Source organism: Roseburia intestinalis L1-82, assembly GCF_900537995.1.
In the GTDB taxonomy this organism is placed as follows: domain Bacteria; phylum Bacillota; class Clostridia; order Lachnospirales; family Lachnospiraceae; genus Roseburia; species Roseburia intestinalis.
Genome location: NZ_LR027880.1, coordinates 1,928,337 through 1,940,660, shown reverse-complemented (window position 1 = coordinate 1,940,660; position 12,324 = coordinate 1,928,337). Strand labels below are relative to the sequence as shown.

Genomic DNA, 12,324 nt, shown 5'->3' with positions numbered 1-12,324 from the left:
TTTTATAATTCACTCATATCGATCAGAACAAAACGCTTATCCTGTTCTGCCATTTCAACAACTGCCTGTTCAAATGTGCTCGCAGAAAACAGGAAATAATAATTCGCACTGATCTTTGCTTTTTTCATATTTGCAAACAATTCTTCACACATCTCCATTGTGACCTGCGGTTTTTCCCAGTTGCACAAACCGACCAGATTTTCCCGCACTTCATTCTGGGCAATGATATCAATATTTCCTGTCTTGCCGATCCATGTTCCCATTTTTTTAATATGAAGCGGCAATTTTCCTGTAAGATTTAAAAGCCACAGATATTCCATGCAGACACCCACAAAGTAACGGTTTAAGTAGGTATTTAATCCCGGTTCGATGTAAGTATCATAAAACTCTTCCGCAGACATCATGTAGAGAGCTGACAAATGCGGATAAATAAAGCGGAACCAGAAATTGACATAGTTATCCCGGATCCGGTAAACTCCCTTTTTGGCATTCTCCCATCCGCCGGTCTCAAACGATACTGCCTTTTCGATAATGTCGGAAGCGGCAAGATTTTTCATATAGACGCTGATCTTTGCACGCGAAAATCCTGTCTTTAAGTACAGGTCGTTTAATTTGTCACACCCGCCCGCAATACAAGCTAAGATTGTATCATACACGGACAATTCCCGCAGGCTTGCACCGATAATATTTTCTGCCTTATTATACATATAGCCGTTTCTTGATAAAATCTGCCTGCAGATGTTGGTCTTTAAATCTACCTTCGGGTTCCAGTGATTGATATAACCGGTAACCCCGCCGATCACGCCGTAAACCCGGATACATTCGCTGACCGGATAATCCGGAAGTACACGCACAACTTCCAGAAAATTCAGATTGGAAAGCTTGATCGTCTGATCGATCTTTTTCACTGCATCTGTGCCGATACAATTTTCCATTTCCTTCTCAACCCACGATACAACAGAGCTGCACAGCAGGATCATGACCGGCCCCGGATACAATTTTTTTGCCTTTAATTTTAAAACAGCATTAATAAAATCCGTATCTTTTTTGGCAATATAAGAAAACTCATCGATCACTAAGATAAGCTTTTCCGGTCCACCGCTTTTGATCCGGTTAAAATATTCCTCATAATCATATTTTTGCAGCCTGACCTGCAGTTTTTCCTCTAACGCTTCCGCCATCATCTGTTTTTGAGACTCCGGTGACGCATACCGTGCACGATAATAAAAGGCTTTTTTGTTCTGCAGGAAAGTCTTCAATAACAATTCTTTTTCCAGATCCGGCCTGCCATATAAAACGCATAACTGATTGCCGGACTTTGCATACAGTGTTTCTAATTCCTTTAAAACAGCCGTTTTTACAACCATGTTTCCGCCCTCCCGTTTGTATTTCACATAGGAGAAATTATATCATTTTTTAACTTTTTAGGCAATATAAAACGCCACCGGACGTCCTGATCCGATGGCGCTTTTTGTTATTTCCTATTTTTATTATTTCTTTGTGATATATCCCTGTGCTTTCAACAATTCTGCGCAAAGTACTGCACCGCCTGCTGCACCGCGGACTGTATTGTGGGAAAGTCCGACAAACTTCCAGTCGTATACGGTATCCTCTCTTAATCTGCCGACAGAGATACCCATTCCATTCTCATAGTTAACATCTAAGGAAACCTGTGGTCTGTTGTCTTCCTCTAAGTACTGGATGAACTGCTTTGGTGCACTTGGAAGTCCTAACTCCTGCGGAACACCGCTGAAGTTTTTCAATGCCTCGATCAGCTGCTCTTTGGTCGGGTTTTTCTTAAATTTTACAAATACTGCTGCTGTATGTCCGTTTAATACCGGAACACGGATACACTGGCAGGTGATCACCGGTGATTCTGCAGGAACGATCGCTTTTTTCTCTGCATCCACATGACCCCAGATACGAAGCGGCTCTTTCTCAGATTTTTCTTCCTCTCCACCGATGTAAGGAATGATGTTTCCTACCATCTCAGGCCAGTCTTTAAATGTCTTACCAGCTCCGGAAATTGCCTGATAGGTTGTGGCAACTACTTCATACGGTTCAAACTCTTTCCATGCAGTAAGTACCGGTGCATAGCTCTGGATGGAGCAGTTTGGTTTTACGGCAACGAAACCGCGTTTGGTACCAAGACGCTCTTTCTGGTATTTGATAACTTCCATATGTTCCGGGTTTACTTCCGGCACTACCATAGGAACATCCGGTGTCCAGCGGTGTGCGCTGTTATTGGAAACAACAGGTGTCTCTGTCTTAGCATAATCTTCCTCGATCTTTTTGATCTCTTCTTTGGTCATATCTACTGCGGAGAATACGAAATCGACTTCTGCTGCTACTTTCTCTACCTCATTGACATTCATGACAACGATGTTTTTCACTGCCTCCGGCATTGGAGTATCCATTTTCCAACGGTCACCAACCGCCTGCTCATAGGTCTTTCCGGCACTTCTAGGACTTGCTGCAATGGTTGTCACCTCAAACCATGGGTGATTCTCTAAAAGAGAGATAAATCTCTGTCCTACCATACCTGTTCCGCCAAGAATACCAACTTTTAACTTTTCGCTCATTTTGCTCTAATCTCCTCGTCCCTTATTCTTTGTTTGTCCGTCTGTCGCAAACATGTGTCTTTCATAGTAAATATATTATGCTATTTCCCGGAAAAAAGCAATGCTTATTTTGTCAAAGTTTCCTGTATTTTTGGCGAAAACTTGTGCATTTGTCACAATATCACGTCAGTGTGTAAAAGTATTACATCCATTCCTTACTCAGATATTCACGCTCTTTTTCAATGACTTTCTCCATTGCCTCTTTGCCCGGAGCACCGACTGTCAGACGTTTATTGACGCATGTTTCCATAGAGATCGCATCATAAATATCCTCCTCGAATACCGGACTGATCGCTTTTAATTCCTCTAAACTCATATCATCGATCGGGATCTTTTTATCGAGGCAGTAAAGCACGATACGTCCGACGATTCCATGTGCATCACGGAATGGAACACCGTGGTTTACCAGGTAATCAGCCGCATCTGTGGCATTCGTAAATCCATGATTTGCGGACTGGCGCATTCTGTCTTTGTTAAAGCGCATGGTGGCAAGCATGCCGTTGAACAAAGCGACACAGCCTTTTACCGTATCCATTGCATCAAAAGAAAGCTCTTTGTCCTCCTGCATATCTTTATTGTATGCAAGCGGGATTCCCTTCATGGTTGTGAGCAGTGACATCAATGCACCGTAGACACGTCCTGTTTTACCGCGCACTAACTCTGCGATATCCGGGTTTTTCTTCTGCGGCATGATACTGCTTCCTGTGCTGTATGCATCATCGATTTCCACAAACTGGTATTCATTGGAGTTCCAGATAATGACTTCCTCGGAAAAACGTGAAAGGTGCATCATGATCGTCGCACATGCAGATAAGAACTCGATCAGATAATCACGGTCCGACACACCGTCCATACTGTTTAAGGTCGGTCCGTAAAAACCGAGCAGCTCTGCAGTATATTCACGATCCAACGGATAGGTCGTGCCAGCAAGTGCACCAGAACCGAGCGGACAGTAATTCATGCGCTCATAAATATCATGCAGACGCAGACGGTCACGCTTAAACATCTCAAAGTAAGCACCCATATGATGTGCTAATGTGATCGGCTGTGCTTTCTGCAGATGGGTAAAGCCCGGCATGATCGTCTCTGTATTTTCTTCCATAATATGTAAGATTGTAGTCAGAAGTTCTTTTAGCAGTCCGTCCACCGCGAGCACCTCGTCCCTGGTATAAAGACGCATATCAAGTGCTACCTGGTCGTTACGGCTGCGTCCGGTATGCAGTTTTTTACCAGTATCTCCAAGACGGTCGATCAGATTTGCCTCCACAAAACTGTGAATATCCTCATATTCCGATGTGATCTCTAATTTTCCGCTCTCCACATCCTCCTTGATCTCCTGCAGTGTTGTGATGATGTCGTTCATCTCCTGCTCCGTTAAAATGCCCTGTTTTCCAAGCATTTTGACATGTGCAATGCTGCCCTCAATGTCCTGTTTATAAAACTTCTGGTCAAATGTGATAGACGCATTGAAATTATATACAAGCTGATCTGTTGCCTTTGTAAAGCGTCCTCCCCATAACTGTGCCATATCTAAATCCTCACTTTCCTTACATAAATTATCTTCCATTCTACATGAAGTGTCTTTTCGCCGCAAGTCCCTGTTGTATTTTTATACAGGAATTTATGCATTCCCAGCTGCCGCTTTTGCCGCGATCTGTGCATCCCGCTCCCGCTTTGAGAAAACACAGCCACAGTAATACTGGCGGTACATGCCATACTCCTCCGATAGTTCCACGGAACGCTTATAGCCATTCTTCTTTTTAAAATCAGAATTCAAATATGCGATCCCGTATTCTTCCGACAGACGGTCTCCGATCTCATTTAATTTTTCCGCATTTTTGAGCGGGCTGATAGATAATGTCGTCGTAAAATAATCCATGTGAAGTTCCTTTGCAAGCTCTGCCGATTCCCTAAGGCGCAGCTCATAACAGCGGAAGCAGCGTTCCCCGCCCTCTTTCACATCCTCTAAACCGCGCGCCATCTCATAAAAGTACTCTTTGTCATAGGTTCCCTCCACAAAAGAGATCGGATATTTTGCCGGAAGCCGCTCAATAAAATGCTGCTGTTCCGCCACACGCTTTGTATATTCTTCCTCCGGATAAATATTCGGATTATAATAAAAAACCGTAATTTTAAAATACTGGGACAGATACTCCAGACAATAAGAGCTGCACGGCGCACAGCAGCTATGCAGCAGCAGGGAAGGCACTCGCTCTTCGCGCTGATTTTTTTCAATGGTTTCCTCTAACATTTTCTGATAATTCTGCTTCAATCTTCTGCCTCCCATGACAATATTTCTTTTGCACGCGCCCTCCAGGTATGTCCGGCACAAAAGGTCTGATATGCATTTTCCCGGATTTCTGAACGGAGTTTTTCATTTTCCATCAGTTCCCCGGCAGCCTCGGAAAGCGAATCTATTTTTGCCAGCGAATAAAACATCATATCCTTGCGGTTTTTAAAATGCGCACACCGGTACGGATTCGAATCTGTCAGCACCACGGTACGGTTCGCCATCCCTGCGATTGCCCGGTCATGGACGCCCCGGTTAAAGATCGGCGAAACATCAAGCATGATCTGTTCTCTTGCAATCTTTTCAAAGGAAAGATCAAAGGTGACCGGCTTCTCGATCGTCCGGTATCTCTCATACGGTGTCTGGTATTTTTCCCATCCCTCGCCGACTAACTGAACCGGTATTTTCTTTTTCAAGAGTTCATCGAGTGCCGCTTTCCGGAAATAATCCCTGATATAAGCATCCGACGCATACATCGTATTCATAAAAAGTGCAAACTGCGCTTCGTCAAGCTCCATGTCATCTTCTTTTAAACATGCCGCAAATGCTTCTTCCATTGGAAGTTCCGGCACCGCAATCCGCATTTCTATGATCCGCTTCATCATCCCGCAAAATGGCTCCGGTGCCGCCTTTACGATATCATATACTTTTTCCGGCGCATCATAAGTCCCCATAAAAAGGATATGGTCTGCGGGATTTTTTTCGCCGTCAAATAAAGCGATGGTTGCGCCAAGCGGAAGCATATGTACGCTCTTTACCTGCGGATGATATTTTTTCACATAATCTGCCTGCCCCTCGTCAAGAACAATCGCATGAAAGTTTTTTGCCCGCGTCATCAGACAATTATAATGAAACAACGGATGATCCACGATATAATCATAAAACGGCCCGTCGAACAGGTCGATCACCGGTGTTCCGTCATCCATCGCAAGCCGTGGCAGCAAGGAATTAAAATCAAATACTGCACGATATTTTTTCCCAAAAAACGGAGAAAGCACGGCATCAAGATCATCCTGGGATGTAAATTCACAAACAGTAGTCTCATATCCCAGATCATCAAATGCCGCCGCAAGCTGATGTGCAAAAAAATTTCCGGACAAATAGCAGATCTCTCTGGAACAGAATACTAAAATCTTTTCCTGCGATTCCATCGGTCATTCCTCGATTCCAAACATTTCTGCACAGATGCGTTTTCCATGTTCCGTGCGGAAAATTTTGTTGTATGCATGCATCACAGCCTCTTTTGTCACGCCATCCTCATAGAGATTGACCAGAAAATCTGCCTCCACCAGTATCTGGTAATCCAGACCGTCAATCTGGTCATAAGTGTGGTGATGTCCGACCAGATAGGACACTCTCCGGATGATTTTTTCGTCAAAATGCATTCTGCCAAGCATATCCTCTGCCACTGCCGGCCCTTCCTGCTCCTGAAGCCTGCCGTTACTGCTTCCATACTTTTCCTCCGCCACTTTGATCCCGATATCATGTACATAAGCAGCCACCTCGAGTGTCAGCAGTTCTTCCCCCTGCATGCCGGAAAGTTCCCCGATCAGCTTTGCATAGCTGTGTACCTTTGTAAAATGCTGGATTCTTTTGGGATCATTCCTGTAATACTGTATCATTTCACAAAATAACTGATTTAAATTCATCTTTTTCCTCCTGTAAATACAAACGGACTCCTGCTAAAAATCTCCCCATAGCAAAAGTCCGTTTCCATACTCATCCCTTAATCTCTCACATAACGCAGGCATAAAATCCCGACCAAATATTCTACCACACACAGCACCATAAAAACAGTGGCTCCGGTGAGAACCCCGGCTATGATCTGAACGATCACAGCGATCGCATGCAGCCAGATCGGCACATCATGCAGGCAGCAGGCAATTCCAGTCTCTAATAATACGATCAGGCAGACTGGAACGACCGGCATATGCAGTGCAATGATTCCTGTCAGAATCACCGCAAGTGCTGCAGCAATAGCTGCAAACAGCATCAGCATACTCTGATTCTCCGCAAACAGTGTTCCCAGTGTGCCTCCTATACTTTTTTTCCTGCGCTGTTTTATGGATACGCGCGGCTCCTCTTTTTTTACATAATTTTCAGGTTCACTCATACCTTAATCCCTCTCCTCTTTCTGCTATAATGTCATCCGGATAAATAATTCCATTTTCCTATGACATGCTGTCTTTGGTCATTATATCAATTTATAACAAAAAGAACAAGTAGTTTTCACTTTACCGTATTCTATGACTCATTTACCAGTTTCCCCGTTATATGTTCCGGATTTAATTCCAGACACAACACACTCGACCCGCATTTTGAAAGTTCCACTTTCGCATATTCCTTATCGTCAGTAAATTTATCACACATATTCGTGCATATCTGATTTATTGTGTCCTGATCTTCTACAAAGCGGACACGTCCGAACACAATAACGCTCTTTATATTCAGCGCCCAGTCATTTTCTTTCCGATAGCCTTTATCATAGACGCAGAAAGAAACCTTGTCACAATTTTTTATCGCATCTATTTTATGTCCCGATTTTGCACCGTGAAAATAAATTTTCCCGTTTTTTTCATTGTACCAATGAGTGACAGGCATACCATACGGATAACCATCGTCACCTAATACAGAAAGCACGCCTCTCGGTTCATTTTTCAAAATCTCCATACATTCTTCCTTGCTCAATTCCTGTTTAAATCTTCTCATTTTACGAAACATTGATATAGACTCTCTTTCTTTCATTTAATCATATAAACCATTTTTTCATTTTGAATGGCATCCTCACTGTCAGAATAATGTTACCACCAAAAGTGCCAGCAGACACAGGATTTCTCCGATCACCGCACTCCGGTACAAAAGCACATTTACCCGCACGATATCCTCCGCTTCCACCGGTCTTAAATCATCCCCGATAAATGGCTTTTTTACGATTTTTCCAAAATAGCTTGCATCCCCCGCCAGGCGAAGATGCAGGGCACCCGCACAGGCTGCCTCGGTCTGGGCAGAGTTCGGACTTGCATGATTGTAACGGTCACGCTTAAAAATGCGCAGGGCATCTTTCCCGGAAAACTGTTTTCCCGGCCCATAGGCGGCTGCAATCATCAGCGCCGCACTGATCCGCGCCGGGATATAATTCACCACATCATCGAGTTTTGCTGCCGTCCTTCCAAAATTCAGGTAACGTTCATTCTTGTAGCCCACCATCGAGTCCATCGTGTTGACTGCCTTATATAAAAACCCTAACACCGGACCTCCGATCGCCAAACAGATCATCGGAGCAATCACACCGTCCGACGTATTTTCTGCTACTGTCTCCACAGCCGCTTTCGCGACCCCTGCCGCATCCAGATTTTGCGTATCGCGTCCGACGATCATTGCCACTGCATTTCTTGCGCCCGCAAGATCATCTGCCCGCAGACGTTCATACACTTTCATGCTCTCAACTTTCAGGCATTTCGTCGCAAGGATCTGATAGGTCATGATACTTTCTAAAATACAGCCTGCCACCGGCGCAATCGCATAAGCTCCCCACAGCAAAAGACCGCTCACCGCTCCAGTCGCAAGCAGTACAACGGTCACTAGCAAAATACCTGCGCGCCGTTCTTTTTTTTCATTTCTTATGCCTGTCACATCAAGCAGTCTATGATCCAACGCTGCGATCAGATTTCCGATCAGGCGCACCGGATGATACAGCCAGTGCGGATCCCCGATCAGTAGATCCAGCAGAAATCCCGCCAGAAATGCTATCATATGATAATACATGTCTTTACTCTCCAAAAATTAATTTTTCATCACGCATGGAAATTGATGTCTCTTTCACCATCCCATTTGCGTCTACTGCATAGGACAGCGTACATTCGTATCCCTGTCCGCACCTGCACTGATAGTCAAAATAGGAACCCTGTCCATAACTGTCAAAAAGTGCCATAATCATGCCGCCATGTACAATGCAGACAACCTTTTCCGGTACAGTTACCTGTTTTTCTAATTCCATCAGGCAATCCAACAGTCCCGCTTTACACCTTGTGATAAATTCTGCCCGGCTCTCTCCGTCCGGAAACGGCAGTGTGCCGCCACTGTTGATCCATCTCTGATAATCTTCATTTCCATTTAAATCAAAGTAAGTCTTTCCCTCAAAACTGCCAAAGTTCATTTCTTTCCATTTTTCTATGATCTGATAAGGCTGATCTTTATATAAAATCTCTTTTGTCTGTCTGCACCTTAGCATGGGACTCGTAAAAATAAGGTCTGCTGCAGGATAATTTTTCCTGTTGCGCAACAGCATTTCACATCCGTCCTCAGAAAGCGGTTCATCTGTCCAGCCAAGATAACTTTTTCTGCGGTTCGACGCTGTCTCTCCATGCCGGATAAATGCCATTGTTATTTTATTTTCTGTGCTATCCCGCATATCACACGCTCCACACTCTCCGAAGATTTTGCCAGAATGACCTGCATCCTTCCGACCTGCTCCCGGTACTCTCTTTCTTCTTTTAACATCGGCACCACACCGCATCCGACTTCATTGCAGATCACGATACAATCCGGGTTTTTCTTTATAAATGTTTCTGTGAGTTTTGGCACATCTGCCTGCTCTTTCACTTTTCTTCTTACCCACAGATGGAACTTATCTACTGCTTTTGCACCGCATAACTGCTCAAGTTCTGCGTTTTCGCCCGAAAAAATGTCGTTCTCTGATATATGATACGCTGTTTTTACATAATTGCGTTTTCCCTGTGCCACTCCACCTAAAACCAGTCTCATTTTACACCCTCTTTTTTTGTTATTCCTTTATCATCGTATAATTCCACATACCGCAGCTGCCACAACGATCACACACTCACACACTGTCACAAAATATCCTTCGGTATCCCCGGTAATACCTCCAAGTTCCTTTTTACATTTCTTATAATAATACAGAAAAGTAAGACCTGCGCCCACTAACACTGCCACTCCCGTCACTCCGTCTAAATACAGCATCAGCACCGCCACCGATGCTGTCTGCAAAAACAGTGCGGTCTTTACGGCCCGCTCATGCGCTTTGCTCGTGAACATATACAAAAGTCCTTCTTTCTTTGCACCCGGAAAAGTCATCGCAGCAATACCGGAAAGACAGCGTGATAAGAAAAATCCGGCTGCCACGATCCCCGCCTGCCGTACTGCATCTATCTCTGAATATGCTCCGATATAAATCAGTTCATACAGCACCAGACAGATTACAGAAAAAGCACCTATATGCGAGTCCTTCAATATCTCAAGTTTTTTCTCTCTCGGCTGGTAAGAATGGAACGCATCCATCGTATCCATAAATCCATCCACATGAAATCCTCCGGTAACTGCAAGTGGAATGGCTGTGCCAATCATGGCAAATGCCACATTTCCAACCGAAAATTTTCCGCAGAACCACCACCAGAACATCGTGATACCGCCGATGGCCGCTCCAACCCACGGGAAAAAGCAGAATGCATACTTCATTTCTTTATCCTGCCAGGTAAACTGCGGCATCGGTATCTGGGAATACATGGAAAATGCAATGACCAGTGCTCTTAATGTTGTCATCATAATTTCTCCCCCTTTATAAAAATCGGGATTCCTGCCACAACCTCAATCACCGAATCCGCCATTTCTGCTAACTGTTGGTTGATCTGACCCAGATTTCTAATGTATTCCATCGTTTCCGGTTCATAGATAATTCCGTCCTCAAAGATCTGGTTTGTCACGATCACCAGATGTCCGGTCTGGTCTTTCAAGTGCCTGATCTGGCGGACGATATTTTCTACACAGTTTGCATTTATCTCATCACCGACAGTCTCCGGGAACATCTCATTCGCCACAAGGTTTGACATGCACTCCAATAAAGCCACGGGCATCCGTATTTTTCCATGCAGCCTGGCACATCCCTGTTCTAAAAATTCTGCCGTACATACTCTTCCATGTGATGTGTCACATGTCTGTTCCAAAGACTCTGACATGCATACCTGTGCAAACGCTTCATCCACCTTGACAGGACACTCAGCCGTTTGAAATCCTTTCCCGGCGCGAAGTTTTCTGTGCCGTTCCACACGGCGTACTCCCTCTTCTCCATAGACACGCATCGTCGCAAGATAATATAAGTCTCCTTTTCCCGCCAGCTTTACCGCCACACCTTCTGCATATTCCGACTTACCACTGCCGCTTGCGCCTGTCACTACAACCATCATACGTCTGTAAACCTCTTGTATGCTTCCACCCTAATATCTGAAAATGTTGTCCGGTTACCATAGACTGCATGTACCGTATCGAGCAGTCCAAACATCAGAACGGCACCGGTTCCCTCACCGAGCGCCAGACTGCCATCAATGACCGGATGTACACCAAGTTCCTGTAAGATCAGTGCCGCTGCCGGTTCCCTGCTTTTGTGGGAAGCGATCAGGAAATCCTTTACGCCCGGAACAAGACGTTCTGCCACAAGTGCTGCAACTGCACTGATCACACCGTCCAGCACAACCGGGACACCGTAAACTGCGCCCCCGATGCAGACACCGCACAGTCCTGCAATATCCAGTCCGCCGACCGAACACAGAATACGAAATACATCTTTGGAGTCAAACTGATATTTTTTCCGCGCCTCATCGATCACCGCAATCTTATGTAATAATCCCGCGTCACTGAGTCCTGCACCTTTTCCGGTAATCGCTGCCGTCTCACAGTTTAACAATGCCGCCGCCACTGCGCTGCTTGTCGTCGTGTTTCCAATTCCCATCTCCCCGGTTGCAAGCAGTGTCACACCATCCTCTTTGCACTTTTTTACACTGTCGATGCCAGCTTCGATCGCAGCCAATGCTTCCTCCTCCGTCATCGCCGGCTGTTTTAAAAAGTTTTTTGTACCCCTGCTCACCTTTTTATTCCAGACGCCTTCCGGTGTTTCTTCCGCTGCGATCCCGACGTCGATTGGAATGACTTTAGCATTCGCCTGTGCAGCCATAAGGCAGACAGAGCTTTTTCGTTTTCCCATGGATTCTGCAACCTGATATGTGACTTCCTGCCCGGACTGGCTGATGCCCTCCTCAACGATCCCGTTATCCGCACACATCACGATCACTGCCTTCTTTTGTAACGGCACCCTCTCGTCCCCTGTCACTGCACCGATCTGTGTAAATATCTTTTCAAAGATTCCCAGCCCATCTAATGGTTTCGCTAAGGAATCCCAGTTTTCCTGTACCTTTTTTCGGATTTTCTCATCCGGTCTTCTGATACAGACATACCCCTGTAGCGTATTCAGAACACGGTTGGTATACTTAATCAAACCTGTTTTATCGATATAAATTTCAGAATTTACACTCTTTTCAAAGCTTTCATTTCCCTGATTCAGGTATCTTCCCATCCCGCTGCCTCCTGCGTACTTCTTTTTTATTTCCGTTATCATTTATTATA

General features: G+C 44.9%; 14 protein-coding genes. All 14 read right to left on the bottom strand.

All coding sequences use genetic code 11. The annotated features are described in order from the left end of the window. Window positions 1–2 precede the first annotated feature (2 nt). The gene (locus RIL182_RS09075) at window positions 3–1,367 is read right to left on the bottom strand and encodes an ATP-binding protein (protein ID WP_015560618.1); all 1,365 of its coding nucleotides are present in this window, start codon (window positions 1,365–1,367) and stop codon (window positions 3–5) included. A 123-nt stretch (window positions 1,368–1,490) separates the two neighbouring features. Beyond that, window positions 1,491–2,582 (bottom strand): aspartate-semialdehyde dehydrogenase, encoded by a 1,092-nt coding sequence (gene asd, locus RIL182_RS09070; RefSeq protein WP_006858738.1) that lies wholly within the window; start codon window positions 2,580–2,582, stop codon window positions 1,491–1,493. A gap of 181 nt (window positions 2,583–2,763) precedes the next feature. Beyond that, a complete protein-coding gene (gene argH, locus RIL182_RS09065) occupies window positions 2,764–4,149 on the bottom strand; it encodes an argininosuccinate lyase (RefSeq protein ID WP_022112819.1) in 1,386 nt (461 codons plus the stop codon). Window positions 4,150–4,242: 93 nt separating this feature from the next. Beyond that, window positions 4,243–4,908, bottom strand: a complete 666-nt coding sequence (locus RIL182_RS09060) for an epoxyqueuosine reductase QueH (RefSeq protein ID WP_006858770.1) — start codon at window positions 4,906–4,908, stop codon at window positions 4,243–4,245. Further along, a complete protein-coding gene (locus RIL182_RS09055; RefSeq protein ID WP_006858736.1) occupies window positions 4,890–6,062 on the bottom strand; it encodes a glycosyltransferase in 1,173 nt (390 codons plus the stop codon). Before RIL182_RS09055 ends, RIL182_RS09060 begins: the two co-directional genes overlap by 19 nt. Window positions 6,063–6,065: 3 nt before the next feature. After that, window positions 6,066–6,560 carry an HD domain-containing protein gene (locus RIL182_RS09050; protein ID WP_015520659.1) on the bottom strand — a complete coding sequence of 165 codons (495 nt, stop codon included), beginning with the start codon at window positions 6,558–6,560 and terminating at the stop codon, window positions 6,066–6,068. 77 nt (window positions 6,561–6,637) lie between these two features. After that, complete coding sequence (locus RIL182_RS09045; RefSeq protein WP_006857684.1) at window positions 6,638–7,024, bottom strand: hypothetical protein; 387 nt, start codon at window positions 7,022–7,024, stop codon at window positions 6,638–6,640. A gap of 131 nt (window positions 7,025–7,155) precedes the next feature. Continuing rightward, a complete protein-coding gene (locus RIL182_RS09040) occupies window positions 7,156–7,620 on the bottom strand; it encodes a pyridoxamine 5'-phosphate oxidase family protein (RefSeq protein ID WP_015520657.1) in 465 nt (154 codons plus the stop codon). 81 nt (window positions 7,621–7,701) lie between these two features. Beyond that, window positions 7,702–8,676, bottom strand: coding sequence for an adenosylcobinamide-phosphate synthase CbiB (cbiB, locus tag RIL182_RS09035; protein WP_015520656.1), 975 nt, complete (start codon window positions 8,674–8,676; stop codon window positions 7,702–7,704). 4 nt (window positions 8,677–8,680) lie between these two features. Further along, window positions 8,681–9,292, bottom strand: a complete 612-nt coding sequence (locus tag RIL182_RS09030) for a histidine phosphatase family protein (RefSeq protein ID WP_015520655.1) — start codon at window positions 9,290–9,292, stop codon at window positions 8,681–8,683. Between the two features lie 2 nt (window positions 9,293–9,294). Next, window positions 9,295–9,675 (bottom strand): bifunctional adenosylcobinamide kinase/adenosylcobinamide-phosphate guanylyltransferase, encoded by a 381-nt coding sequence (locus RIL182_RS09025; RefSeq protein ID WP_006857682.1) that lies wholly within the window; start codon window positions 9,673–9,675, stop codon window positions 9,295–9,297. A gap of 30 nt (window positions 9,676–9,705) precedes the next feature. Then, window positions 9,706–10,473, bottom strand: coding sequence for an adenosylcobinamide-GDP ribazoletransferase (locus tag RIL182_RS09020; RefSeq protein WP_134523250.1), 768 nt, complete (start codon window positions 10,471–10,473; stop codon window positions 9,706–9,708). Next, a complete protein-coding gene (locus tag RIL182_RS09015) occupies window positions 10,470–11,111 on the bottom strand; it encodes a bifunctional adenosylcobinamide kinase/adenosylcobinamide-phosphate guanylyltransferase (RefSeq protein WP_015520653.1) in 642 nt (213 codons plus the stop codon). Before RIL182_RS09015 ends, RIL182_RS09020 begins: the two co-directional genes overlap by 4 nt. Then, window positions 11,108–12,316: a nicotinate-nucleotide--dimethylbenzimidazole phosphoribosyltransferase gene (gene cobT / locus RIL182_RS09010; RefSeq protein ID WP_015520652.1), complete on the bottom strand. Its 1,209-nt coding sequence runs from the start codon at window positions 12,314–12,316 to the stop codon at window positions 11,108–11,110. The genes RIL182_RS09015 and cobT overlap by 4 nt, the downstream gene beginning before the upstream one ends. Between the last annotated feature and the right edge of the window lie 8 nt (window positions 12,317–12,324).

Coding starts and splice junctions, on each gene's coding strand:
- RIL182_RS09075 (WP_015560618.1), bottom strand. CDS start 1,367: ATGGTTGTAAAAACGGCTGTTTTAAAGGAATTAGAAACACTGTATGCA.
- asd (WP_006858738.1), bottom strand. CDS start 2,582: ATGAGCGAAAAGTTAAAAGTTGGTATTCTTGGCGGAACAGGTATGGTA.
- argH (WP_022112819.1), bottom strand. CDS start 4,149: ATGGCACAGTTATGGGGAGGACGCTTTACAAAGGCAACAGATCAGCTT.
- RIL182_RS09060 (WP_006858770.1), bottom strand. CDS start 4,908: ATGGGAGGCAGAAGATTGAAGCAGAATTATCAGAAAATGTTAGAGGAA.
- RIL182_RS09055 (WP_006858736.1), bottom strand. CDS start 6,062: ATGGAATCGCAGGAAAAGATTTTAGTATTCTGTTCCAGAGAGATCTGC.
- RIL182_RS09050 (WP_015520659.1), bottom strand. CDS start 6,560: ATGAATTTAAATCAGTTATTTTGTGAAATGATACAGTATTACAGGAAT.
- RIL182_RS09045 (WP_006857684.1), bottom strand. CDS start 7,024: ATGAGTGAACCTGAAAATTATGTAAAAAAAGAGGAGCCGCGCGTATCC.
- RIL182_RS09040 (WP_015520657.1), bottom strand. CDS start 7,620: ATGAGAAGATTTAAACAGGAATTGAGCAAGGAAGAATGTATGGAGATT.
- cbiB (WP_015520656.1), bottom strand. CDS start 8,676: ATGTATTATCATATGATAGCATTTCTGGCGGGATTTCTGCTGGATCTA.
- RIL182_RS09030 (WP_015520655.1), bottom strand. CDS start 9,292: ATGGCATTTATCCGGCATGGAGAGACAGCGTCGAACCGCAGAAAAAGT.
- RIL182_RS09025 (WP_006857682.1), bottom strand. CDS start 9,675: ATGAGACTGGTTTTAGGTGGAGTGGCACAGGGAAAACGCAATTATGTA.
- RIL182_RS09020 (WP_134523250.1), bottom strand. CDS start 10,473: ATGATGACAACATTAAGAGCACTGGTCATTGCATTTTCCATGTATTCC.
- RIL182_RS09015 (WP_015520653.1), bottom strand. CDS start 11,111: ATGATGGTTGTAGTGACAGGCGCAAGCGGCAGTGGTAAGTCGGAATAT.
- cobT (WP_015520652.1), bottom strand. CDS start 12,316: ATGATAACGGAAATAAAAAAGAAGTACGCAGGAGGCAGCGGGATGGGA.